This window comes from Streptomyces sp. NBC_01190 (genome assembly GCF_045039895.1).
Lineage (GTDB): Bacteria > Actinomycetota > Actinomycetes > Streptomycetales > Streptomycetaceae > Actinacidiphila.
The window spans coordinates 2,419,117-2,441,598 of sequence record NZ_CP108580.1; the positions used below are offsets into that span (position 1 = coordinate 2,419,117).

Sequence of the window (22,482 nt, forward strand, 5' to 3'; positions counted from 1 at the left end):
ATGCTGAGCCAACTCGCCCTGCGCTCCAAGGCGCATTGGGGCTACGACGAGGACTTCCTGGAACGGTGCCGGGAGGCGTTGACGTTGCGCGGCGCCGATGTCGAGCGCCGGCGGACGGCGGTGGCCGAACTGGACGGCCCCATAGCCGGGGTCGCCGGCTTGGTCACCCTTGAGGGGGAGCCGCCGGTCGGCGAGTTGGGCATGCTCTTCGTGGATCCGGCCGCCATCGGCCGAGGCGTCGGCCGCCTCCTCTTCCAGCACGCCCTGACCACGGCCCGCGACCTCGGCTTCACCCGCCTCACCCTCGACGCGGACCCGAACGCCGAGCCCTTCTACCTCGCCATGGGCGCGACCCGCGTCGGCACCTCACCCTCCAGCGTGATCCCGGGCCGCCGCCTTCCCATGATGTTCCTCCCCGTGCCGGCGGCTACTTGTTGACGACCGCCAGCGGCAGGAGCTTCTTGCCCGTGGGGCCGACCTGGATGTCGAGGTCCAGCTGGGGGCAGACGCCGCAGTCGAAGCAGGGGGTCCAGCGGCAGTCCTCGACCTCGGTTTCGTCGAGGGCGTCCTGCCAGTCCGCCCAGAGCCAGTCCTTGTCGAGGCCGGAGTCGAGGTGGTCCCAGGGGAGGACTTCCTCTGCGGTGCGTTCGCGGGTGGTGTACCAGGCGAGGTCGAGGTCATGGGCGGGGAGGGCGGCGGCGCAGGCGCGCAGCCAGCGGTCGTAGGAGAAGTGCTCGCGCCAGCCGTCGAAGCGGCCGCCGTCCTCGTAGACCGCGCGGATGACGGCGCCGACGCGGCGGTCGCCGCGGGACAGCAGGCCCTCGATGATGCCGGGCTTGCCGTCGTGGTACCGGAAGCCGATGTTACGGGCGTACTTCCGGTCGCCGCGGATGGCGTCGCGGAGCTTTTCCAGCCGGGCGTCGGTCTCCTCGACGCCGAGCTGCGGCGCCCACTGGAAGGGGGTGTGCGGCTTGGGGACGAAGCCGCCGATGGAGACGGTGCAGCGGATGTCGTTCTGCCCGGTGACCTCGCGGCCCTTCTGGATGACGCGCTTGGCCATCTCGGCGATCTGGAGCACGTCCTCGTCGGTCTCGGTGGGCAGACCGCACATGAAGTAGAGCTTGACCTGGCGCCAGCCGTTGCCGTAAGCGGTGGCGACGGTGCGGATCAGGTCCTCCTCCGAGACCATCTTGTTGATGACCTTGCGGATGCGCTCGGAGCCGCCTTCGGGGGCGAAGGTGAGGCCGGAGCGGCGGCCGTTGCGCGTCAGCTCGTCGGCGAGGTCGATATTGAAGGCGTCGACCCGGGTCGAGGGGAGGGACAGGCCGATCTTGTCCTCCTCGTACCGGTCGGCGAGGCCCTTGGCGATGTCGGCGATCTCGCTGTGGTCGGCAGAGGAGAGGGAGAGCAGGCCGACCTCCTCGAAGCCGGTGGCCTTGAGCCCGGCTTCGACCATCTCGCCGATGCCGGTGATGGAGCGTTCACGGACCGGCCGGGTGATCATGCCGGCCTGGCAGAAGCGGCAGCCGCGGGTGCAGCCGCGGAAGATCTCCACCGACATACGCTCGTGCACGGTCTCGGCGAGCGGGACCAGCGGCTGCTTGGGGTACGGCCACTCGTCCAGGTCCATCACGGTGTGCTTGGAGACGCGCCACGGGACGCCGGAGCGGTTGGGCACCACGCGGGAGATGCGGCCGTCGGCGAGGTACTCGACGTCGTAGAAGCGCGGCACGTACACACCGCCGGTCCTGGCGAGCCGCAGCAGCACCTCGTCCCGGCCGCCGGGGCGGCCTTCCGCCTTCCAGGCGCGGACGATCTCGGTGATGGTCAGCACGGCCTGCTCGCCGTCGCCGATCACGACCGCGTCCATGAAGTCGGCGATCGGCTCGGGGTTGAAGGCGGCGTGGCCGCCGGCCAGCACGATCGGGTCGTCCAGGGTGCGGTCGGCGGCGGTGAGCGGGATGCCGGCCAGGTCGAGGGCGGCGAGCATGTTGGTGTAGCCGAGCTCGGTGGAGAAGCTGAGCCCGAAGAGGTCGAAGGAGCGCACCGGCCGGTGCCCGTCCACGGTGAACTGGGGGACGCCGTGTTGACGCATCAGCGCTTCCAGGTCGGGCCAGACGCTGTAGGTGCGCTCGGCGAGCACGCCCTCCCGCTCGTTGAGCACCTCGTAGAGGATCATGACGCCCTGGTTGGGCAGCCCCACCTCATACGCGTCCGGGTACATCAGCGCCCAGCGCACGTCCGCGCTGTCCCAGTCCTTGACGGTGGAGTTCAGCTCCCCGCCCACGTACTGGATCGGCTTCTGTACGTGCGGGAGCAGCGCTTCCAGGCGCGGGAAGACCGACTCGACAGGCATCTCGGCGACTTTCATCAGCGGGCGGGGGAGCATCCACCGGGCCCCGACCGGGCTCCGACCGGGCTCCGGGAAGGATGACCCTCAAGACTACCCGAGCCGCGGCGCCCGCCGTCCCGCCCGTCCACAGGGGCCGGCACTCGACGCGTCGCCGGGGTCAGAGGGGCTGGTCGGCGGACTCCCAGGCGGCGGGGAGGTCGGATTCGACGGTGGCGGCGAGATCGCGTTCGCGCCGGACCATCGCGTCGTAGGGAGCCGGGTCCTCACCGGCGGCGAGGGCGGCGGCGCGCAGCGCGATCAGGGCGTCGCGGGCGATGCAACTGTCCTGGTGCTCGCCGAGGAGTTGCTGCACACGCTTCATCCGGGTGGTGTGCGCGGTCGCGCGGTCGCCGAGGACGGGGGTGGCGGCCTCGCTGGAGTAGCGGACGCGTTTGGCGTCCTTGCGGGCGTCGTGGAGGGCGATGTCGCGCTCCTCGCCCGGGGGGAGGGAGAGGGCGTTCTCGACGGCGGCGCGCAGCCGGGCGTGGTCTCGGCGTACGGCCGCGGCGGCGCCGTCCTCGGCGGGGGCGTCGGCGGCGGGCCGCAGGTACGGGGGTGCGGCGACGAGCGCTTCGAGGGCGTCGAGGAGGGCGAAGTAGCGGGCGCCGTCGAGTTCGTGGAGCAGCGCGGTGTGCGGGGAGGGGCCGGTCGTGTCGGGGGCGCGCAGCCGGCGGCGCAGCGGCTTGCCGACGAGTTCCGGGTCGAGTTCGGCGAGGCGCCGGGCGAGGCGTTCGGCGAGGACTTCGCGGTCGCGCTCCAGACCGAGGACGGCGGCCAGCCACTTCAGCTCCTGCCCGATCGGGTCGGTGGCCTCGCGGTCGAGTGCGCGGCCGAAGCTCTTCAGGGCGCTGCGGGCGCGGCGGGTGGCGACCCGCATCTGGTGGACGGCGTCCTCCTCGGCGCGGCGGACCGCGGGGTCGAGGGCGAGCAGCGCGGTGACCTGCTGGTGGAGGTACGCGACGGCGGTGAGGCCGGTGGTGGCCGGTTCCGCGGGGGGCCGGGGCGGCGGGGTGAGGCGGTCGCCGAGGGCGTGGGCGAGCTTGGAGGGGGAGGCGGCGCGGTGCATTCCGGCGGCGAGCAGGCGCTCTTCGACGGCGTCGAGCAGGTCCGGGTGGCCGCTCTCGCCGAGTTCGACCTCGGTCTCGGTCCAGGAGGGTCCCGGGGTCCAGCGGTTCGTCGGCTCGGCGGCGGCGTCGTCCTCGGGCAGTTCGGTGCGCACCTCGTCGTGGGCGATCTCGGCGAGGGTCCGCCCGGCGTCGTCGAGAAGCAGGGTCCGCCGGCGAAGGGTGCGCAGCCGTACGACGGGGCCGAGCGGGCGCCCGCGGAGGATCGCGGTGACCTCGCTCCGCAGCTCTTCGGGAGGCGTGTCGTCGCCCCGGCCGAGCGGGGCGTGCACCTCGGTCCGGGTGTCGGCCCGCGTGGCCGGGAGCTTGAGGTGCCAGCCCGCGTCCTGCCCGCCGGTACGCCGGCGCAGCGTCACCCGATGCGTGGCGAGCGCGAACCCGGCGGTGTCGTAGTACGTCGCGTCAAGCTCATCCGCCTCGACCCGCCGCACCTCCGCGACCCCGGCCACCCCCTCCACCCCGACCTCCGGGGCACCCCCCTCGTACTTCCGCTCAACCTCCGCCACCCGTTCACCCATGCCTTCGACCGTAATCCCCCCACCCCCCAACAGCAATCACCCGCCCCCCGCCGCCCTCCTGAAATACCACCCCCTGCTGCAACCGAAGCGCGAGCTGGCCGCGGATCGGCATGACCCGCCGCCAGGCGCAGCTCGCCGCAGGCGGACCGGCCGTCCGGGCGGACCCGAGAGCAACCCGGCCTCGACGCAAGCTCAGCAGCCCGCCAGCAGGCGCGGCACGCCGCAGGCGAAAGCGGCGCGCCCAGCCGCACCCAGCGGACCCCGACGCCAGCCCCCGCACCGCCACAGGCGGAATCCCTCGCCGCCAGGCGGAGCACGCCGAAGGCGGACCGGCCGCGCCGGGCGGGCCCGAGACAACCCCGCCCCACCCACAGGCTCGGCAGGCCGCGCCGGGCGCAGCACACCGCAGGCGAAAGGGGTGCGTGAAGCCGAACCGGGCGTTACACGCGGCAGCCGCGCCCAGCGGACCCCGGCGCCAACCCCCGCCACGCCGCGAGGCAGAGCATGCCGCAGGCGGACCGGCCGCGCCGGGCGGACCCGAGAGCAACCCGGCCTCGACGCGAGCTCAGCAGCCCGCCGTCAGGCGCGGCACGCCGCAAGCGGACCGGGGGCCGTCAGGCGGAGCTCGCCGCAGGCGGGGGCCCGGGGGCGACCCCCGGCGTCGGGCGGGGCGGGGGTCGGCCGGTTTGGCCAGCGCAGCGTCAGGCTGACATGGGGCGCATCATCTTGACGGACTGGAGCATTCCTATGGCGATGAAATTGGCGAACATCGATGATCCGCCGTAGGAGACAAAGGGTAGGGGGATGCCCGCCACCGGCATGATGCCCAGGGTCATGCCGATGTTCTCGAAGGACTGGAAGGCGAACCAGGCGACGATGCCGGCGGCCACCACCGTGCCGTAGAGGTCGCTCGCGTTGCGGGCGATGGAGCAGGCGCGCCAGAGGATGACGCCGATGAGGGCGACGATCAGCAGCGCGCCCACGAAGCCGAGCTCCTCGCCGGCCACCGAGAAGACGAAGTCGGTCTGCTGCTCGGGCACGAACTGCCCGGTGGTCTGGCTGCCGTGGAAGAGGCCCTTGCCGAGCAGGCCGCCGGAGCCGATGGCGATCCGCGCCTGGCTGGTGTTGTAGCCGACGCCGGCCGGGTCGAGCGCGGGGTTGGCGAACGCCGCGAACCGGTCGATCTGGTACTTGTCGAGAACTCCGAGCTTCCACACCAGCAGCGACCCGACGACCCCCGCGCCGATCAGCCCGAAGACCCAGCGCGCGGAGGCGCCCGAGGCGAGCAGCACGCCGAGCACGATGGCGGCGAGCACCATCACCGAGCCGAGGTCGGGCATCAGCATGATGATCCCTATCGGCACGGCGGCCAGCGCCAGCGACTGCGCCACCGACCGGTGGTCGGGATGCAGCTTGTCGCCCGCGTCGACCCGCGCGGACAGCACCATCGCCATGCCGATGACGATGGCCACCTTGACGAACTCCGACGGCTGGAGCGAGAAGCCGCCGCCGATCACGATCCACGAGTGCGCGCCGTTGACGGTGGAGCCCAGCGGGCTGAGCACCGCGAGGATGCCGAGGATCGCCAGCACGTAGAAGAACGGCACGATCGTCCGCATGCGGTGGTGCCCTATGGCCATCGCGCCGATCGCCAGCCCGATGCCGATCCCGGCGTTCATCACATGGCGGATCAGGAAGTAGTACTGGTCGCCATGGGTGAGGTTGGTCCGGTTACGGGTCGCCGAGTAGACCAGCACCGTGCCGATCGCGCAGAGCAGCAGGGTGGCGAGCAGCAGGACCCAGTCCATCCGGCGGACCACCGAGTCCCGGGCGAAGAGCTTGCCCAGGGTGGACTTCTCCGGGCTGAACCGTGGAACCGCGTAGGTGGGGGCGCTCATGTCCAGGACTTCCTGCCGTACAGCAGCCGCTTGGTGTCGGTCGGGGTGAGGGCGGCGGGCGGCTGGCCGGCGTAGTCCGCGCCGCGCGGTCCGGCCGGTGCCAGCAGCGTGTCGGAGGCGACGTAGGACGCCTGCCGGACGACCGCGCCGTCGGAGGTGATCTTCGGCAGGCTCGTCACCGGCTTGGGCATGATGCCCTTGCGCGGGTCGATCGCCGTGCTGTCCTTCTGGATGCCGTACATCGCCTCGTAGATCCGGCGGACCGCGGTACCCGAACCACCGGAACCGGTACCGGCCTGCGAGATCGTCATCACGATCGTGTAGTCCTTGGTGTACGTGGTCAGCCAGGACGTGGTCTGCTTGCCGGTGACCTCGGCCGTACCGGTCTTGGCGTGCAGCGGGATCTTGTCCTGCGGCCAGTTGAGGAACTTCCAGTTGGCGGTACCGCCGGTGACCACGCCGGCGGTGGCCTCGTTGATGTCCTTCAGCGTCTGCTTGGTGTCGGGCAGCTTGCCGACGACCTTGGGCTTGATCGGGGTGACGGTCTTGCCGTCGGGGCTCACCACCGCCTTCCCTATGGTCGGCTGGTAGAGCGTGCCGCCGTTGCCGAGCGCCGCGTAGATCCGGGCCATCTGGATCGGCGTGACGAGCGTGTCGCCCTGGCCGATCGCGTAGTTGACGGAGTCACCGGCGCGCAGCACATAGCCGTCGGTGCAGTTCTCCCGGGCGATGTTGGTGGCCAGCGACTGGTCGGACTTCTTGGCGGTCTTCTTGACCTTGCACCAGTAGTCCTTGTTGGCGTCGTAGTACGCCTGCTTCCACTGCCGGTCCGGGATCCGGCCGGTCACCTCGCCCGGCAGGTCGACACTGGTCTTGGCGCCGAGCCCGAACTTGTGCGCGGTGGTGTAGAACCAGTCCTTCGGGTGCTTGGGCTTGGTGCCGCCGTCCTTCTGCCACTCCTTGAACGCGATGCCGTAGAAGACGGTGTCGCAGGAGACCTCCAGCGCCCGGCCGAGCGAGATGTCGCCGAAGCTCTCGCCCTCGAAGTTCTTGAAGACCTGGGAGCCGATGGTCATCGAGGAGGTGCAGGGGTAGCCGCCGTCCATCGGGTAGCCGGCGTCGACGGCGGCGGAGGTGGACACCACCTTGAAGGTGGAGCCGGGCGCCGACTGGCCCTGGATCGCCCGGTTGAGCAGCGGGTAGTTGGACTTGATGGCGGTCAGCTTCTTGTAGTCCTTGGCGGAGATGCCGCCGACCCAGGCGTTGGGGTCGTACGTCGGCGCGCTCGCCATGGCGATGATCTGACCGGTGTGGTTGTCCATCACCACGGCCGCGCCCGAGTCGGCCTTGTAGTTCTCGTGGGTGATGGGGTCGTAGGTCTGCCGGGCTTCCTTCATCGCGTCGTTGAGCTGGAGCTCGGTGACCGACTGGACCTTGGCGTCTATGCTGGTGACCAGATTGTCACCGGGCGTGGCGGGGGTGTCACCGGCCTTGCCGATGACCCGGCCGAGGTTGTCCACCTCGTAGCTGGTGACGCCGGCCTTGCCGCGCAGCTCGGAGTCGTAGGTGCTCTCCAGGCCCGAGCGGCCGATCTGGTCCGAGCGCAGCAGCGGGGTCGCGGTCTTCTCCGAGGCGGTCAGCTCGGCGTCGGTGACCGGCGAGAGATAGCCCAGCACCTGCGCGGTGTTGGCCTTGTACGGGGCCGGGTAGCGGCGGACGGCGGTGGGCTCCGCGGTGATGCCGGGGAAGTCCTCGCGCCGCTCCATGATCTGGAGGGCCTGCTGGGTGGTGGCCTCGTCGGTGATCGGGATCGGCTGGTAGGGCGAGCCGTTCCAGCAGGGCTGCGGGGTCTTGGCGTCGCAGAGCCGCACCTTGTCGAGCACGTCCTGCGGCCGCATGCCGAGCACCGAGGCCAGCCGGGTGAGGACGGCCGCGCCGTCGTCGGCCTGCTTGAGCAGGTCGGTACGGCTGGCGGAGACCACCAGCCGGGTCTCGTTGTCGGCGAGCGGTACGCCCTTGTCGTCGAGGATGGCGCCGCGCACGGCGGGGGTGACGACCTGCTGGATGTGGTTGTTGGCGGCCTTCTGGTCGTACTCCTGGCCGTTGCGGATCTGGAGGAACCACAGCCGGCCGCCCAGGGTGAAGAGCAGCGACACGGCGAGGACCTGAAGGATGATCAGGCGGATGGTGACCCGGGTGGTGCGGCCGGTCTCCGGAATGTTGCTCATGGCTAGCGACGCGCTCCCCTGGCCGGCGAGTTGATCTTGATCATCCTGCCCGCCCGCCCGAAGATGCCGCGCTGCGGGCCGAGTCCGGCGCCGGCGGTCCGCGTCCGGCGGCGGCCGCCGCCCATGCCGCCGATGCCGCCCATCCCGCCGTACCCGCCGGCCGGGTCGTCGGCGAGCGGATCGTTGTCGAAGCGGCGGGCCAGCGCCATCACCAGCGGCACCACGAAGGGGGCGAGCAGCAGGTCGTAGAGCGCGGCGGTGAACACCAGCTTGACCAGGCCGACATGGGCGCCGGCCTGGTCGCCGACGAGGCTGCCGACACCGACGTAGAGCAGGGTGGTGCCGATGGCGGCACAGACCACCACCATCATCGGGCCTGCCGCGGAGCGCAGTTGGCCGCCTTCGGGCTTGGCGAGCCCGGCCGCGTAGCCGATCACGCACAGCACCAGGGCGTAGCGGCCCACGGCGTGGTCGGCGGGCGGCGCGATGTCGGCCAGCAGCCCGGCGAAGAAGCCGATCAGACAGCCGGCCACATGGCCGTAGGCGAGGGCGAGGCCGAGCACGGTCAGCAGCAGCAGATCGGGCACGGCGCCCGGCAGATGCAGCCGGGCCAGCACGCTGACCTGGGCCACCATGGCGATGACCACCAGCACGGTGGAGAGCGCGATCCGTTTGAGGTGCATGGTTCAGCCCCCGCTGGTGGTCGTCGGGGAGTTCCGGGTGGCCGAGTCGGTACGGCCGATGGTGACGTTGTAGTCCTCGACACCGGTGGTGGTGGGCGTCCCGTTCGGCGTGCCGCTCGGGTTCACTCCCGAGGTGCCGCCGGGCGCACCGGTCGGGGTGCTCCCCGGCGTGCCGCTCGGCTTGCCGTTCGGCGTCCGCTTCGCGGTGGGCTTCGGCTTGGCCGGCGGGGTGGGCCGGGGCGGCAGCACACTGTCGCGCGGGTCGGTGCGCGGGCCGAGCACGACCACGCCGACCACGTCCAGTGAGGTGAACCGGACGAACGGCTGGACCTGCACGGTCTTGGTCAGGTTGCCGCCGGACGGGTCGATGCTGACGATCCGGCCGACCGGCACGCCCGCCACGAAGGGCTTGCCCGCCTGCGAGCCGAAGGTGACCAGCCGGTCGCCCTTGTGCACGTCCGCCTTGCCGTTGAGCAGCTGCACCCGCATCGGCCGGTTGCCCTCGCCGGTGGCGAAGCCCAGCTCCATGGAGCCCTCCAGCCGGGTGCCGACGGTGAAGTCCGGATCGTTGGCGAGCAGCACGGTGGAGGTGGCCGGGCCCACGGTGGTGACCCGGCCGACCAGTCCGTCGCCGTTGATGACCGTCATGTCGCGGGCGATGCCGTCCTTGGTGCCCGCGTCGATGGTGACCGTCCAGGAGAAGCCCTGAGCGGCTCCTATCGCGATGATCTGGGCGCCCTTGATGGTGTACTGGCCGGCGCCCGCGGTCTTGAGCATCGAGTCGAGTTCGGCGGCCCGGTTGCGGGTGATGTCCTTGCTGCCGAGCTGCGTCTTGAGCGCTTCGTTCTCCCGCTCCAGACGGCTGATGGCCCTGCTGCGGCCGCCCGAGTCCCGCACCGCGTCTATGGCGTTGCCCACCGGGTCGACCGCCCCGGCCACCGCGTTCTCCACCGGGCCGAAGGCGGACTGCGCCGCCTGCCGTGGCCGGTCGAGCGGTGAGTTCTCACCGCCCCGGATGTCCACGGTGATCAGCGCGAACGCCACCACCACCAGCAGTACCAGCAGCAGCCGGCTCTCCTTTGTGTCCCTCACGGGCGCCAGTCCGTGCCTTCCTCATCGGACCCGCCGCCGCTGAGGCCGCGGCCGGTCGGAACTAGTGTGCTGGTTACGGCCGGTGGGCGGGGCGACCCGCCGCGGCCGGGCCGGCCTGGTCAGTCACTCACCTGCGCGGCGCGGCGTCGAGGACCTGCTGAAGCGCCTCGAACTCCTCCACGCACTTGCCGGCGCCGAGCGCCACGCAGTCCAGCGGTGCCTCCGCGATATGGATCGGCATGCCCGTCTCGTGGCGCAGCCGCTCGTCGAGGCCGCGCAGCAGCGCGCCGCCGCCGGCCAGCACGATGCCGCGGTCCATGATGTCGCCGGAGAGCTCCGGCGGGCACTTGTCCAGGGTGGTCTTGACCGCGTCCACGATCGCGTTGACGGGTTCCTCGATCGCCTTGCGGACCTCGCCGGCCGAGATGACCACGGTCTTGGGCAGCCCGCTCACCAGGTCGCGGCCGCGGATCTCGGTGTGCTCCTCCTGCTCCGGCTTGGAGTCGAAGGCGGAGCCGATGGTCAGCTTGATCTGCTCGGCGGTGCGTTCGCCGAGCAGCAGGCTGTACTCCTTCTTGATGTGCTGGATGATCGCGTTGTCCAACTCGTCACCGGCCACCCGGATGGACTGGGCGGTGACGATGCCGCCGAGGCTGATCACCGCGACCTCGGTGGTGCCGCCGCCGATGTCCACCACCATGTTGCCGGTGGCCTCGTGCACCGGCAGCCCGGCGCCGATCGCGGCCGCCATCGGCTCCTCGATGATGTGCACCGCGCGGGCGCCGGCCTGGGTGGCCGCCTCGATGACGGCGCGGCGCTCCACACCGGTGATGCCCGAGGGCACGCAGACCACGACCCGCGGCCGGACCATGTAGCGGCGGCGGTGGATCTTGAGGATGAAGTAGCGCAGCATGCGCTCGGTGATCTCGAAGTCGGCGATCACACCGTCCTTCAGCGGACGGACGGCGACGATGTTGCCCGGCGTGCGGCCGATCATCTTCTTCGCCTCGGAGCCGACCGCGAGGATGCCCCCGGTGTTGGTGTTGACCGCCACGACCGACGGCTCGTTCAGGACGATCCCGCGGCCCCTGACGTACACCAGCGTGTTGGCGGTCCCGAGGTCGACAGCCATATCACGGCCGATGAACGACATGTTGTTCGCCATGTGGATACGTCTGGCCTTCCCGAGCTTGAGCGGAGATTCCATCGTAGTCGCGCCCGACGTGCCGCGTTGCCGGGGTCCTGTCGGGGTCCCGCCGGGTCAAGCGTCATCAGGATCGCGGAGTTCTGAACGTTCTGGGGGGTGCTGCGCGTCAGGATGCTGCGGGCGGGTCCGGGATCCTGCGGGTCCATTGTCATCAGAACACACAGCGGACCTCGGTAATGGTGACGCCGTGTCGGGATGATTGGTTCCCGTTGGCCCCGGGCCCATGCCCTGCCCGGACCGGCGGTTAGGCCAGACCGGGGAAGAACAGTTTGATCTCGCGCTCCGCCGATTCCTCGGAGTCCGAGGCGTGCACCAGATTCTCCCGCACGATGGTGCCGAAGTCCCCCCGGATGGAGCCGGGCGCCGCGGCGATCGGGTCGGTCGGACCGGCCAGCGTACGGACCCCTTCGACGACCCGCTCGCCCTCGACGACCAGGGCCACGCTGGGACCTGACGCCATGAAGGTCATCAGCGGCTCGTAGAAGGGCCGGCCGACGTGCTCGGCGTAGTGCTGTTCCAGGATGGAGCGGTCCAGGGTGCGCAGTTCCAGCGCGCTGATCGTCCAGCCCGCCTTGCTCTCCAGCCGGCCGAGCAGCTCGCCGATCAGGCCGCGGCGAACGGCGTCCGGCTTGAGAAGGACGAGGGTGCGCTGGGACACGGGGCGGCTCCTGATGCGTAAGACACGTGCGGTGTACGGCGAGCCTAGCTGTCAGGCAATCGGCGCCGCAGGGCGGGCCCGGATGTCGTCGATCTTGCGGCCGTAGTGGATGGACGCCCACCACAGGGCGGCGAAGATGATACCGAGGAGGAACATCGTACCGACCACGAAGCCACTGGCGATCAGCCCGATCTGCAGGGCCCAGCCGACCGCCAGCGCGCCCGGCCGGGTGACCGCGCCGCACAGCAGCACGCACAGGGCCATCGCGATGCCGCAGACCGTCCACACCGCGCCCTGCGACAGGTCCGGGTGCTTCATGGCGACCAGCCCGGCGAAGCCGATGACGAAGAACTCGCCGATCAGCGTGCTGGAACACAGCGTGCGCATGGCCTGGGCCCTCTCACTTGCGGCCCAGCAGCAGCCGGGCCTCTCCCACGGTGATGACCGATCCGGTCACCAGCACCCCGGCCCCCGCGTACTCGCCCTCTTCCTCGGCGAGGGTGATGGCGGCCTCCAGGGCGTCGTCCAACCGCGGCTCGACCTGCACCCGGTCCTCGCCGAACACCTCGACGGCGAGCGCGGCCAGCGCGTCCACGTCCATCGAGCGGGGGGTGGAGTTGCCGGTGACGACGACCTCGGCGAAGACCGGCTCGAAGGCTTCGAGCAGCCCGCGCACGTCCTTGTCGCCGCTGGGCGCGACCACGCCCACGAGATGGGTGAAGCCGAAGACCTCGCCGATCGCCGCGGCGGTGGCGAGCGCGCCGCCGGGGTTGTGCGCGGCGTCGAGCACCACGGTGGGGCTGCGGCGGACCACTTCGAGCCGGCCGGGCGAGGTGACGGCGGCGAACGCGGCCCGCACGGTCTCCTGGTCCAGGGTCCGCTGGTGCAGGCTGCCGATGCCGAAGAAGGCCTCCACCGCGGCGAGCGCGAGGGCCGCGTTGTGCGCCTGGTGCTCGCCGTGCAGCGGCAGGAAGATCTGCTCGTAAGCGCCGCCGAGGCCGCGCAGGGTCAGCAACTGGCCGCCGACCGCGACCTCGCGGTGCAGCACGCCGAACTCCAGGCCCTCGCGGGCCACCGTGGCGTCCGCCTCGGCCGCCTTCGCCATCAGCACCTTCGCCGCGTCCGCGGGCTGCTGGGCGAAGACCGCGGTGGCGCCGGGCTTGATGATCCCGGCCTTCTCGGCGGCGATCTCCCCGGTGGTGGCGCCGAGCCGGTCGGTGTGGTCCAGCGAGATCGGGGTGACCACGGCGACCTGGCCGTCCAGCACGTTGGTGGCGTCCCAGGAGCCGCCCATGCCGACCTCGACCACGGCGACGTCCACGGGGGCGTCGGCGAAGGCCGCGTAGGCCATCGCGGTGATCACCTCGAAGAAGGACAGCCGGTGCTGCTGGCCGCCGTCGACCAGGTCGATGTACGGCGCCAGGTCGCGGTAGGTCTCGATGAAGCGCTCGGGGCCGATCGGGGCGCCGTCCAGGCTGATCCGCTCGGTGACGGACTGCACGTGCGGACTGGTGTAGCGGCCGGTGCGCAGTTCGAAGGCGAGCAGCAGCCGCTCGATCATCCGGGCGGTGGACGTCTTGCCGTTGGTGCCGGTGATGTGGATCGAGGGATAGGCGCGCTGCGGGTCGCCCAGCAGGTCGGTGAGCGCCTTGATCCTGACGAGTGAGGGTTCGAGCCGGGTCTCCCCCCAGCGGCCCTGGAGCTCCTCCTCGACCGCGCGCAGCTCCCGGTCGAGCGCCGGGTCGGCCGGCCGGGAGGGCACGTCGTCCTCGGGCGCGGGCGGGGCGACCTGGGTGCGCAAGGTACGGCTGCCGGCCTCGATGAGGGCCATGTCCGCGTCGCGCAGCGGCAGGTCCGTGTCATCGGAGGCGTCCCCCTCGTCGGCGGCCTCGTCGTTGTCGGCGTCCCCGTCGTGTTCCGGGTCGGCGCCGTGGTCGTCCGGGAAGCCGTTGGCCGAGGGGTCGGCGGGGTCGGAGGGGTCGTCGCTGGGGGGGTTCTCGCTCACGGCGCCCAGTCTACGGAAACGGGCCCGGTCCTTTTGGTCCGGGCCCGTCCGGGTTGCTCGTGCGGGGCGCTCGCCGCTCAGCGGCACGGCCCGCTCGTACGGGCTGTCCCCGCGGGCGGCCCGCCCGTCCGGTCCTACGCCTGCGGGAGTCCGGCGAGCTGCGCGGTGATCCGGGCGATGTCCGCCTCCGCCACCGTCAGCCGGCCGCGGATTCCGGCCACGACCTGATCCGGCGCCTTGGCCAGGAACCCCTCGTTGCCGAGCTTCCGCCGCGCCTGGTCCCTCTCCTTCTCGGCCAGGCCGAGGTCCTTGCTGAGCCGCTTGCGCTCGGCGGCCACGTCGATGGCGCCGGACAGGTCGAGGGCGACGCTCGCTCCGGCCACCGGCAGGGTGGCCGTCGCGTGGAAGCCCTCGCCGGGAGGCTGGAGCCGCAGCAGCTGCCGGATCGCGTCCTCGTGCGGCGCGAGCGCGGTGCCGTCCAGCGTCAGCAGCGCCGGGACCCGCTGGCCGGGCTGGAGGCCCTGGTCGGAGCGGAACCGGCGGACCTCGGTGACCACCCGCTGGACCTCGGCGATCTCCGCCTCGGCGGGCGCGTCACGGAAGCCGCTGTCCTGGGGCCAGTCGGCGAGGACCAGCGTCTCCTTGCCGGTCAGGGTGGTCCACAGCGTCTCGGTGACGAAGGGCACGATCGGGTGCAGCAGCCGGAGCGTCACGTCGAGCACCTCGCCGAGGACCCGGCCGGAGACCGCCGCCGCCGCGCCGCCCTTGAGGAAGGTGGTCTTGGACAGCTCGACGTACCAGTCGAAGACCTCGTCCCAGGCGAAGTGGTAAAGGGTGTCGCTGAGCTTCGCGAACTGGAAGTCCTCGTAGTACGCGTCGACTTCGGCGACCACGGTGTTGAGCCGGGAGAGGATCCAGCGGTCGGCGGCGGACAGCTCCGCCGGCGCGGGCAGCGGTCCGTCGACGGTGGCGCCGTTCATCAGCGCGAACCGGGTGGCGTTCCAGATCTTGTTGGCGAAGTTGCGGGACGCCTGGACCCAGTCCTCGCCGATCGGCACGTCGGCGCCGGGGTTGGCGCCGCGGGCCAGGGTGAAGCGCACCGCGTCCGAGCCGTAGGCGTTCATCCAGTCGAGCGGGTCGACCGAGTTGGGGTTGGACTTGGACATCTTCTTGCCGTGCTCGTCACGGACCAGGCCGGTGAGCGCGATGGTGTGGAAGGGCGCGACGCCGTCCATCGCGTAGAGGCCGAACATCATCATCCGGGCCACCCAGAAGAAGATGATGTCGTGGCCGGTGAGCAGCACATCGGTCGGATAGAACTTCTCCAGGTCGGCGGTCCGGTCCGGCCAGCCGAGGGTGGAGAAGGGCCACAGGCCCGAGGAGAACCAGGTGTCCAGGACGTCGGAGTCCTGGGTCCAGCCCTCACCGGGCGCAAGGTCCTGCGGGCCGACGCAGACGGTCTCGCCGTCCGGGCCGTACCAGACCGGGATGCGGTGGCCCCACCACAACTGCCGTGAGATGCACCAGTCGTGCATGTTGTCGACCCAGTCGAAGTACCGCTTCGCCATCTCCGGCGGGTGGATCCGCACCCGGCCGTCGCGGACCGCGTCACCGGCCGCCTTGGCCAGCGGCTCGACCTTGACCCACCACTGGAGCGACAGCCGCGGCTCGACGGTGGTCTTGCAGCGCGAGCAGTGGCCGACCGAGTGGACGTAAGGCCGCTTCTCGGCGACGATCCGGCCCTGTTCGCGCAGCACCTCGACGATCGCAGAGCGCGCCTCGAACCGGTCGAGTCCGCGGAACGGACCGGGCACGGTGATGACCGCGCGGTCGTCCATGATGGTCAGCGACTCCAGGCCGTGCCGCTGGCCGATGGCGAAGTCGTTGGGGTCGTGCGCCGGGGTCACCTTGACCGCGCCGGTGCCGAACTCCGGGTCGACGTGGGCGTCCGCGACCACTGGGATGGTCCGGTCGGTGAGCGGCAGCCTGATCCGCTTGCCGACGAGATGCGCGTACCGCTCGTCGTCCGGGTGGACGGCGACCGCGGTGTCCCCGAGCATCGTCTCGACCCGGGTGGTGGCGACCACCAGCGTCTCGTCGCCCTCGCCGTACCTGATCGAGACGAGTTCGCCCTCGTCGTCCTGGTACTCCACCTCGATGTCGGAGATCGCGGTCAGACAGCGCGGACACCAGTTGATGATCCGCTCGGCGCGGTAGATCAGCCCGTCGTCGTAGAGCTTCTTGAAGATGGTGGTGACGGCCCGGGACAGGCCCTCGTCCATGGTGAAGCGCTCCCGCGACCAGTCGACGCCGTCGCCGAGGCGGCGCATCTGGCCGAGGATCCGGCCGCCGTACTCTTCCTTCCACTGCCAGACCCGCTCGACGAAGGCCTCCCGGCCGATGTCCTGCCGGGACTTGCCCTCGTCGCCGAGCTGCTGCTCGACCTTGTTCTGGGTGGCGATGCCGGCGTGGTCCATGCCGGGCAGCCACAGCGCCTCGTAGCCCTGCATCCGCTTGCGGCGGGTGAGGGCGTCCATGAGGGTGTGCTGGAAGGCGTGCCCGAGGTGCAGGCTGCCGGTGACGTTGGGCGGCGGGATGACGATGGTGTACGGCGGCTTCTCGCTCTTCGCGTCGGCCTCGAAGTACCCCCGCTCCACCCAGCGCTCGTACAGCGCCCCCTCTACCTCGGCCGGCGCGTACTGGGTCGGGAGGTCGGGGGTGCTGTTCGGCCCGCGTCCGGGGCGCTGAGTGTTGTCGGTCACGACAGCGATTCTACGGGGGCGCCGCGGGTCGTTACGAATCAGTTGCCCTTCCGGGGACAGGAAGACACCGTCCATCCGGGAGGATGGTCCGACTGTAAACGGAGGGGACCATCGCATGAGTTACAACGAGCCACCGGCGAGCCCGTACGGCCAGCAGCCCACGGGGCAGCCGGCGGGACAGCCGGCCGGAGCAGACCAGGGGCAGCCACCGCAGCCCCCGGCATCCGGCGGGTACGCCGAGGGTCAGCCGCAGCAGGCGCCGGCCCCCGGCGGGTACGGGCAGGTGCCGCCGCAGCCGTACGGGCAGCCCGGCTACGGCCAGCCGCCGGCCGCGCCGGCCGGCGGGAAGAAGAACCGCACGGGCCTGATCGTGGGCGGCGTCGTGGTGGTGCTCGCGGTGGTCGCGGGCGCGCTGCTGATCGTCCACAAGTCGAACGGCGGGTCGTCGGACGACGGCAAGAAGTACCAGCTCACCACGCCGGCGACGGTGGCCACGGACTACAAGAAGAGCACCGACCCGGACGCGAGCGGCGACGGCTTCGACTCCACCGACCTGGCCCTGCTCAAGAAGCTGGGCATGACGGACCCGAAGCCGGTCTCGGCCGGCTACGTCCAGGGCTCGGAGACCACCGGCAAGCTGCTGTCGTTCAGCGGGGCGTGGGGCAGCATCAAGGACCCGCGGAAGCTCGCCGACGGCATGATGGCCGACGCGCGCAAGCAGGCGGCCAAGGACGACGGCGACGGCTCCAAGACCGAACTGGTCGGCGGCACCAAGACGTTGCACCCGGACGCCGCGAAGGACGCGGTCGTGGAGTGCCAGACCGCGAAGGTGACCGACAGCGGTTCGCCCAAGTCGTTCAACGTGACGATCTGCCTGTGGGCGGACCACAGCACGATCGGCACCATCGCGCCGATCGACATCGCGGCGATCACCGCGGGGACCGGCGGCGGCGCCACCCCGGAGGACACCGCGGACCTGCTCGCGCGGGTGCGGACGGACACCCGGGTGGAGATCAAGTAATCGTCCGGCCCGGCACAACGGGGAAGGGGCGCCCGGTCCGCGGTGGACCGGGCGCCCCTTTTCCGTACGGCTGCCCGCTTACGCGCTCTTCTGCTCGCCCTTGCCGATGACCCGCGGTTCCCGCGGCACCAGGGTGGGGTTGACGTTGGAGTGCACGACATCCGCGGTGATGACGACCCGGGCCACGTCCTTGCGGGACGGCACCTCGTACATCACCGACTGGAGCACCTCTTCCATGATGGCGCGCAGGCCCCGGGCGCCGGTCTGCCGCAGGATCGCCTGGTCGGCGATGGCCTCCAGCGCGGCGCGCTCGAACTCCAGCTCCACACCGTCGAGTTCGAAGAGCTTCTGATACTGCTTCACCAGCGCGTTGCGCGGCTCGACCAGGATCTGGAGGAGTGCCTCGCGGTCCAGGTTGTGCACGTTGGTGATGACCGGGAGGCGGCCGATGAACTCGGGGATCATGCCGAACTTGACCAGGTCCTCCGGCATGATCTCGGAGAACTGATTGGCCATGTTCAGCTCGCGCTTGGAGCGGATGGTCGCGCCGAAGCCGATGCCCTTGGCGCCCGCGCGGGCCTCGATGATCTTCTCCAGACCGGCGAACGCGCCACCGACGATGAAGAGCACGTTGGTGGTGTCGATCTGGATGAACTCCTGGTGCGGGTGCTTGCGCCCGCCCTGCGGCGGCACCGATGCGGTGGTGCCCTCCAGGATCTTCAGCAGTGCCTGCTGCACACCCTCGCCGGAGACATCCCGGGTGATCGACGGGTTCTCGCTCTTGCGGGCCACCTTGTCGATCTCGTCGATGTAGATGATCCCGGTCTCGGCCTTCTTGACGTCGTAGTCCGCCGCCTGGATCAGCTTCAGCAGGATGTTCTCGACGTCCTCCCCGACATAGCCGGCCTCGGTGAGCGCGGTGGCGTCGGCGATGGCGAACGGCACGTTGAGCATCCGGGCCAGGGTCTGGGCGAGCAGCGTCTTGCCGGAGCCGGTCGGGCCCAGCAGCAGGATGTTCGACTTGGCCAGTTCGATGGCGTCGTCATGTCCCGGACGGCCGCTCTCGCCCGCCTGAACGCGCTTGTAGTGGTTGTAGACCGCGACGGACAGAGCCTTCTTCGCCGGCTCCTGGCCGACGACGTAGCTCTCCAGGAACTCGTAGATCTCCCGCGGCTTGGGCAGATCCTCCCACCGCACCTCGGAGGATTCGGCGAGCTCCTCCTCGATGATCTCGTTGCAGAGGTCGATGCACTCGTCGCAGATGTACACACCCGGGCCTGCGATGAGCTTCTTCACCTGCTTCTGGCTCTTTCCGCAGAACGAGCACTTCAGCAGGTCTCCACCGTCACCGATGCGTGCCACGAGGTGTTTCCCCTTCGCCTGGGTTCCGCCGGCCTTCAACGGAGCCTGGTGCTTCTCTCATCGACGGTACCTTGCCGCGCCCCCGGAGTGGGCCCCCCTTGGACGTACTCGCTCTCCGAGTCCAAGGAGGGCCGGGCCTCGAAGGCGGGCCGCGGTGCCGTAAGTCGCCGTCCGTCACACGCTCACGGAGGTCTTGCGGGTGGAGACGATCTGGTCGATCAGACCGTAGGAGAGGGACTCCTCGGCGGTCAGGATCTTGTCGCGCTCGATGTCGTCCCGGATCTGCTCGATCGGCGTGGTGGAGTGCTTGGCGAGCATCTCCTCCAACTGCTGCCGCATCCGGATGATCTCGTTGGCGGCGATCTCCAGGTCGGACACCTGGCCGCGACCGGTCTCACTGTACGGCTGGTGGATGAGTACCCGCGCATTGGGCAGCGCCATCCGCTTGCCGGGGCTGCCGGCCGCCAGCAGGACCGCCGCGGCGGAGGCCGCCTGACCCATGCAGACCGTCTGGATGTCGGGCTTCACGAACTGCATGGTGTCGTAGATGGCCGTCAGCGCGGTGAAGGAGCCGCCGGGGCTGTTGATGTAGACCGAGATGTCCCGGTCGGGGTCCATCGACTCCAGGCACAGGAGCTGCGCCATGACGTCGTTGGCGGAGGCGTCGTCGATCTGCACGCCGAGGAAGATCACCCGCTCCTCGAAGAGCTTGGCGTACGGGTCGTACTCACGCACACCCTGCGAGGTGCGCTCGACGAAGCGGGGGATGACATAGCGGGCCTCGGCGCCGAACACACCGGGCCGTTCGGCCTCGGTGCGCTCGTACAGGCCGCTGCCGGGGAAGTTCAAGGGGTTCACGTCCACCGTCCTGGTGATGAAGAGCTTCGAGGGATCTGCGGGGCTGCCGGGCCTTGGCCGGCCCGGGACCGGGGGCCGGTCCCGGCCGGGCCGGTGCGGGGCGCGGGGCTCAGGCCGGGCCGCCGGCGCCGGTGCCGCCGCCGCCCGGCACATGCGCGGCGGAGAGCATCACGCCGTCCAGCAGGCCGTACTCCTGGGCCTCCTCGGCGGAGAACCAGCGGTCGCGGTCGGAGTCCTTGGTGATCTGCTCGAAGGTCTGGCCGGAGTGCTGGGCGATCAGCTCGGCCATCCGGCGCTTGGTGTGCAGGAGCTGCTCGGCCTGGATCTTGATGTCCGTGGCGGAGCCGCCGAGGCCCGCGGACGGCTGGTGCATCAGGATGCGGGTGTTCGGCAGCGCGAACCGCTTGCCGGGGGTGCCCGCGGTGAGCAGGAACTGGCCCATCGAGGCGGCCATGCCCATGGCGATCGTGACGACGTCGTTCTTGATGAACTGCATCGTGTCGTAGATGGCCATGCCGGCGGTCACGGAGCCGCCCGGGCTGTTGATGTAGAGGTAGATGTCCTTGTCCGGCTCGGCGGCCAGGAGAAGGAGCTGCGCGGTGATCTTGTTGGCGATGTCGTCGTCGACCGCCTGGCCGAGGAAGATGATTCGCTCGCCGAGCAGCCGGTTGTAGACCTGGTCGCCGAGGCCACCGAAGGTCGGCTCGCCGGCGGCGGAAGGCATCGGAGTCGTCACGTATCCACCTGCTCGTTGTCGGACGGCTGAGCTGCCGCCACAGGGTCTTCGTCAGGGCCGGGGGCCGCTGTCCCGGCGTCGCCGGTGCTGCACCCCTGCCCTCCTACTAACGGACCCTAACGCGCAGGTGGGGCCCAGCAATCCCCTACGCGGAACTGTTCGCTGTGAGCGCAGGGTCGCCGCGCTGGCCTATCCGGGTAACCAGGGGGCAGCCTCGCGCCGAGCGGCACCCACAAGGGGCGCGGGCCCCCTCTGCGCCGGGCGGCGCCCACCAGCGCCGCTCTCGCGGGAGACGGCATCCACCAGGGGCGCCCCGGTGCTCGACGGCAACCACCAAGGGCGCGAGGAACTGGGCGAGCAACCGGCCGACGGCCGGTGGTCCGGAGACGGCAGCAACAGCCCCTTCGGGCCGGTGACGACCCGCGGAAGCGTCGTGGCCGCTCGCGCCGTTCCTCGCGCCCCTTCGGGGGCTACGCCTTCTCGTCGGCCTCGGGCGCGTCCTCGGCGGGGGCGGCGGCCTCGGGCTCCTCAGCGGACTGGGCCTCGACCGTTTCCGGGCCGGCGGCCTCCTCCTCGTCCTCCAGGTCCACCGTCTCCCCGTTGGTGTCGGTGACCTTCGCCGCCTCGACGACAACGGCGAGCGCCTTGCCGCGGGCGACCTCGCCGACCAGGATCGGCACCTGGCCGCCCTCGACCACGGCCTGGGCGAACTGGTCCGGGGTCATCCCGGAGGTGGCGGCCCGACGCATGAGGTGCTCGGTGAGCTCCTCCTGGTTGACCGACAGCTTCTCCTTGTTGACCAGCTCGTCCAGGATGAACTGGGTCTTGATGCCCTTGACCGCCTGCTCTTCGAGCTCCGCGTCGTACTCCTCGCGGGTCTTGCCCTCGGCCTCCAGGTACGACTCCCAGGTCAGCCCCATCTGCGGGAACTGGTGGTGCTCCAGGTTGTGCGTACGGGTGCCGATCTCGTCCTTGAGCAGCTTCTCCGGGACCGGCACCTCGATGAGCTCGATCAGCGCGTCGAGCACCTTCTCCTGGGCCTGGGTGGCCTGGTCGTAGGACTTCATCTGCTCCAGCCGCTTGCGGCTGTCCGCGCGAAGGTCCTCAAGGGTGTCGAACTCGGAGGCGAGCTGAGCGAAGTCGTCGTCCAGGGACGGCAGTTCGCGCTCCTGGACGTCGGTGACGTCCACCTTGACCGAGGCGGTGCTGCCGGCGCCGATGCCGCCCTTGAGCTCGGAGGTGAAGGTGGCGGTGCCGCCCTTCTCCAGGCCGATGACCGCCTCGTCGATGCCTTCGAGGAGCTGGCCGGAGCCGATGGTGTAGCTGACGCCGGTGGCGACGCCGTCCTCCAGCACCTCGCCGTCGACACTCGCCTCCAGGTCGACCACGACGACATCGCCGTCGGCGGCGGCGCGCTCGACCGGGGTGGTGGAGGCGAAGCGGTCGCGGAGCTGCTCGAGCGAGGCGTCGATGTCCTCCTCCGAGACCTCGACGGCGTCCACGACGACCTCGATGCCGGAGTAGTCCGGGATCTCGATGGCCGGACGGATGTCCACCTCAGCGGTGAACTTGAGTTCGTCACCGTCGTTGAACTCGGTGATGTCGACGTCGGGCTGGCCGAGGACGTTCAGCTCACCCTCGTTGACCGCGTCCGTGTAGAACTTCGGCAGCGCGTCGTTGATGGCCTCTTCGAGGACCGCGCCACGGCCGAACCGCTGGTCGATGACGCGCGCAGGGATCTTGCCCTTGCGGAAGCCCGGCACCGTGACCTGCTGGTTGATCTTCTTGTACGCCGCGTCGAGGCTGGGCTTGAGCTCCTCGAAGGGCACCTCGACAGTGAGTCGAACCCGGGTCGGGTTCAGAGTCTCGACGGCGCTCTTCACGGTTGGGTCTCCTTGGGGGCTTTACGTTGATGGGGGCGATTCGCTGTGCGCGGAA

17 protein-coding genes are annotated in these 22,482 nt (G+C 70.5%); 2 read left to right on the forward strand and 15 right to left on the reverse strand.

The window, feature by feature from the left end:
* Nucleotides 1–438: a GNAT family N-acetyltransferase gene (locus tag OG519_RS10150; RefSeq protein WP_405592604.1), complete on the forward strand. Its 438-nt coding sequence runs from the start codon at nt 1–3 to the stop codon at nt 436–438.
* Here OG519_RS10150 and OG519_RS10155 read toward each other — a convergent pair.
* From OG519_RS10155 to OG519_RS10205, 11 genes are all read right to left on the reverse strand, one after another.
* Nucleotides 428–2,356, reverse strand: a complete 1,929-nt coding sequence (locus OG519_RS10155; RefSeq protein ID WP_405581532.1) for a TIGR03960 family B12-binding radical SAM protein — start codon at nt 2,354–2,356, stop codon at nt 428–430. The genes OG519_RS10150 and OG519_RS10155 overlap by 11 nt on opposite strands.
* 154 nt (nt 2,357–2,510) lie before the next feature.
* A complete protein-coding gene (locus tag OG519_RS10160) occupies nt 2,511–4,034 on the reverse strand; it encodes a CHAD domain-containing protein (RefSeq protein WP_405581535.1) in 1,524 nt (507 codons plus the stop codon).
* Between the two features lie 701 nt (nt 4,035–4,735).
* Nucleotides 4,736–5,932, reverse strand: a complete 1,197-nt coding sequence (rodA, locus tag OG519_RS10165) for a rod shape-determining protein RodA (protein WP_405581537.1) — start codon at nt 5,930–5,932, stop codon at nt 4,736–4,738.
* The gene (gene mrdA / locus OG519_RS10170) at nt 5,929–8,160 is read right to left on the reverse strand and encodes a penicillin-binding protein 2 (protein ID WP_405581539.1); all 2,232 of its coding nucleotides are present in this window, start codon (nt 8,158–8,160) and stop codon (nt 5,929–5,931) included. The genes rodA and mrdA overlap by 4 nt, the downstream gene beginning before the upstream one ends.
* 2 nt (nt 8,161–8,162) lie before the next feature.
* Nucleotides 8,163–8,843: a rod shape-determining protein MreD gene (gene mreD / locus OG519_RS10175; RefSeq protein WP_405581542.1), complete on the reverse strand. Its 681-nt coding sequence runs from the start codon at nt 8,841–8,843 to the stop codon at nt 8,163–8,165.
* Between the two features lie 3 nt (nt 8,844–8,846).
* A complete protein-coding gene (mreC, locus tag OG519_RS10180) occupies nt 8,847–9,935 on the reverse strand; it encodes a rod shape-determining protein MreC (RefSeq protein WP_405581544.1) in 1,089 nt (362 codons plus the stop codon).
* A gap of 127 nt (nt 9,936–10,062) precedes the next feature.
* Nucleotides 10,063–11,088 (reverse strand): rod shape-determining protein, encoded by a 1,026-nt coding sequence (locus tag OG519_RS10185; RefSeq protein ID WP_405592606.1) that lies wholly within the window; start codon nt 11,086–11,088, stop codon nt 10,063–10,065.
* 298 nt (nt 11,089–11,386) lie between these two features.
* On the reverse strand, nt 11,387–11,800 hold the full coding sequence (gene ndk, locus OG519_RS10190; protein ID WP_405581547.1) for a nucleoside-diphosphate kinase: 414 nt from the start codon (nt 11,798–11,800) through the stop codon (nt 11,387–11,389).
* Between the two features lie 51 nt (nt 11,801–11,851).
* Nucleotides 11,852–12,187 (reverse strand): DUF4233 domain-containing protein, encoded by a 336-nt coding sequence (locus tag OG519_RS10195; protein ID WP_405581549.1) that lies wholly within the window; start codon nt 12,185–12,187, stop codon nt 11,852–11,854.
* Between the two features lie 13 nt (nt 12,188–12,200).
* On the reverse strand, nt 12,201–13,805 hold the full coding sequence (locus OG519_RS10200; protein ID WP_405581550.1) for a bifunctional folylpolyglutamate synthase/dihydrofolate synthase: 1,605 nt from the start codon (nt 13,803–13,805) through the stop codon (nt 12,201–12,203).
* A 134-nt stretch (nt 13,806–13,939) separates the two neighbouring features.
* A complete protein-coding gene (locus OG519_RS10205) occupies nt 13,940–16,567 on the reverse strand; it encodes a valine--tRNA ligase (RefSeq protein ID WP_405581552.1) in 2,628 nt (875 codons plus the stop codon).
* A gap of 115 nt (nt 16,568–16,682) precedes the next feature.
* Between OG519_RS10205 and OG519_RS10210 the strand changes: the two genes are divergently transcribed.
* Entirely contained in the window at nt 16,683–17,588 is a 906-nt protein-coding gene (locus OG519_RS10210) for a hypothetical protein (protein WP_405581554.1), read from the forward strand.
* A gap of 78 nt (nt 17,589–17,666) precedes the next feature.
* Here OG519_RS10210 and clpX read toward each other — a convergent pair whose 3' ends face one another.
* From clpX to tig, 4 genes are all read right to left on the reverse strand, one after another.
* Nucleotides 17,667–18,950, reverse strand: a complete 1,284-nt coding sequence (gene clpX / locus OG519_RS10215; protein ID WP_405581556.1) for an ATP-dependent Clp protease ATP-binding subunit ClpX — start codon at nt 18,948–18,950, stop codon at nt 17,667–17,669.
* 174 nt (nt 18,951–19,124) lie between these two features.
* Nucleotides 19,125–19,808 (reverse strand): ATP-dependent Clp protease proteolytic subunit, encoded by a 684-nt coding sequence (locus OG519_RS10220; RefSeq protein WP_405581557.1) that lies wholly within the window; start codon nt 19,806–19,808, stop codon nt 19,125–19,127.
* A 109-nt stretch (nt 19,809–19,917) separates the two neighbouring features.
* Nucleotides 19,918–20,532, reverse strand: a complete 615-nt coding sequence (locus tag OG519_RS10225) for an ATP-dependent Clp protease proteolytic subunit (RefSeq protein ID WP_405592608.1) — start codon at nt 20,530–20,532, stop codon at nt 19,918–19,920.
* Nucleotides 20,533–21,014: 482 nt separating this feature from the next.
* Nucleotides 21,015–22,427, reverse strand: a complete 1,413-nt coding sequence (gene tig, locus OG519_RS10230; protein ID WP_405581560.1) for a trigger factor — start codon at nt 22,425–22,427, stop codon at nt 21,015–21,017.
* Nucleotides 22,428–22,482: the final 55 nt, after the last annotated feature.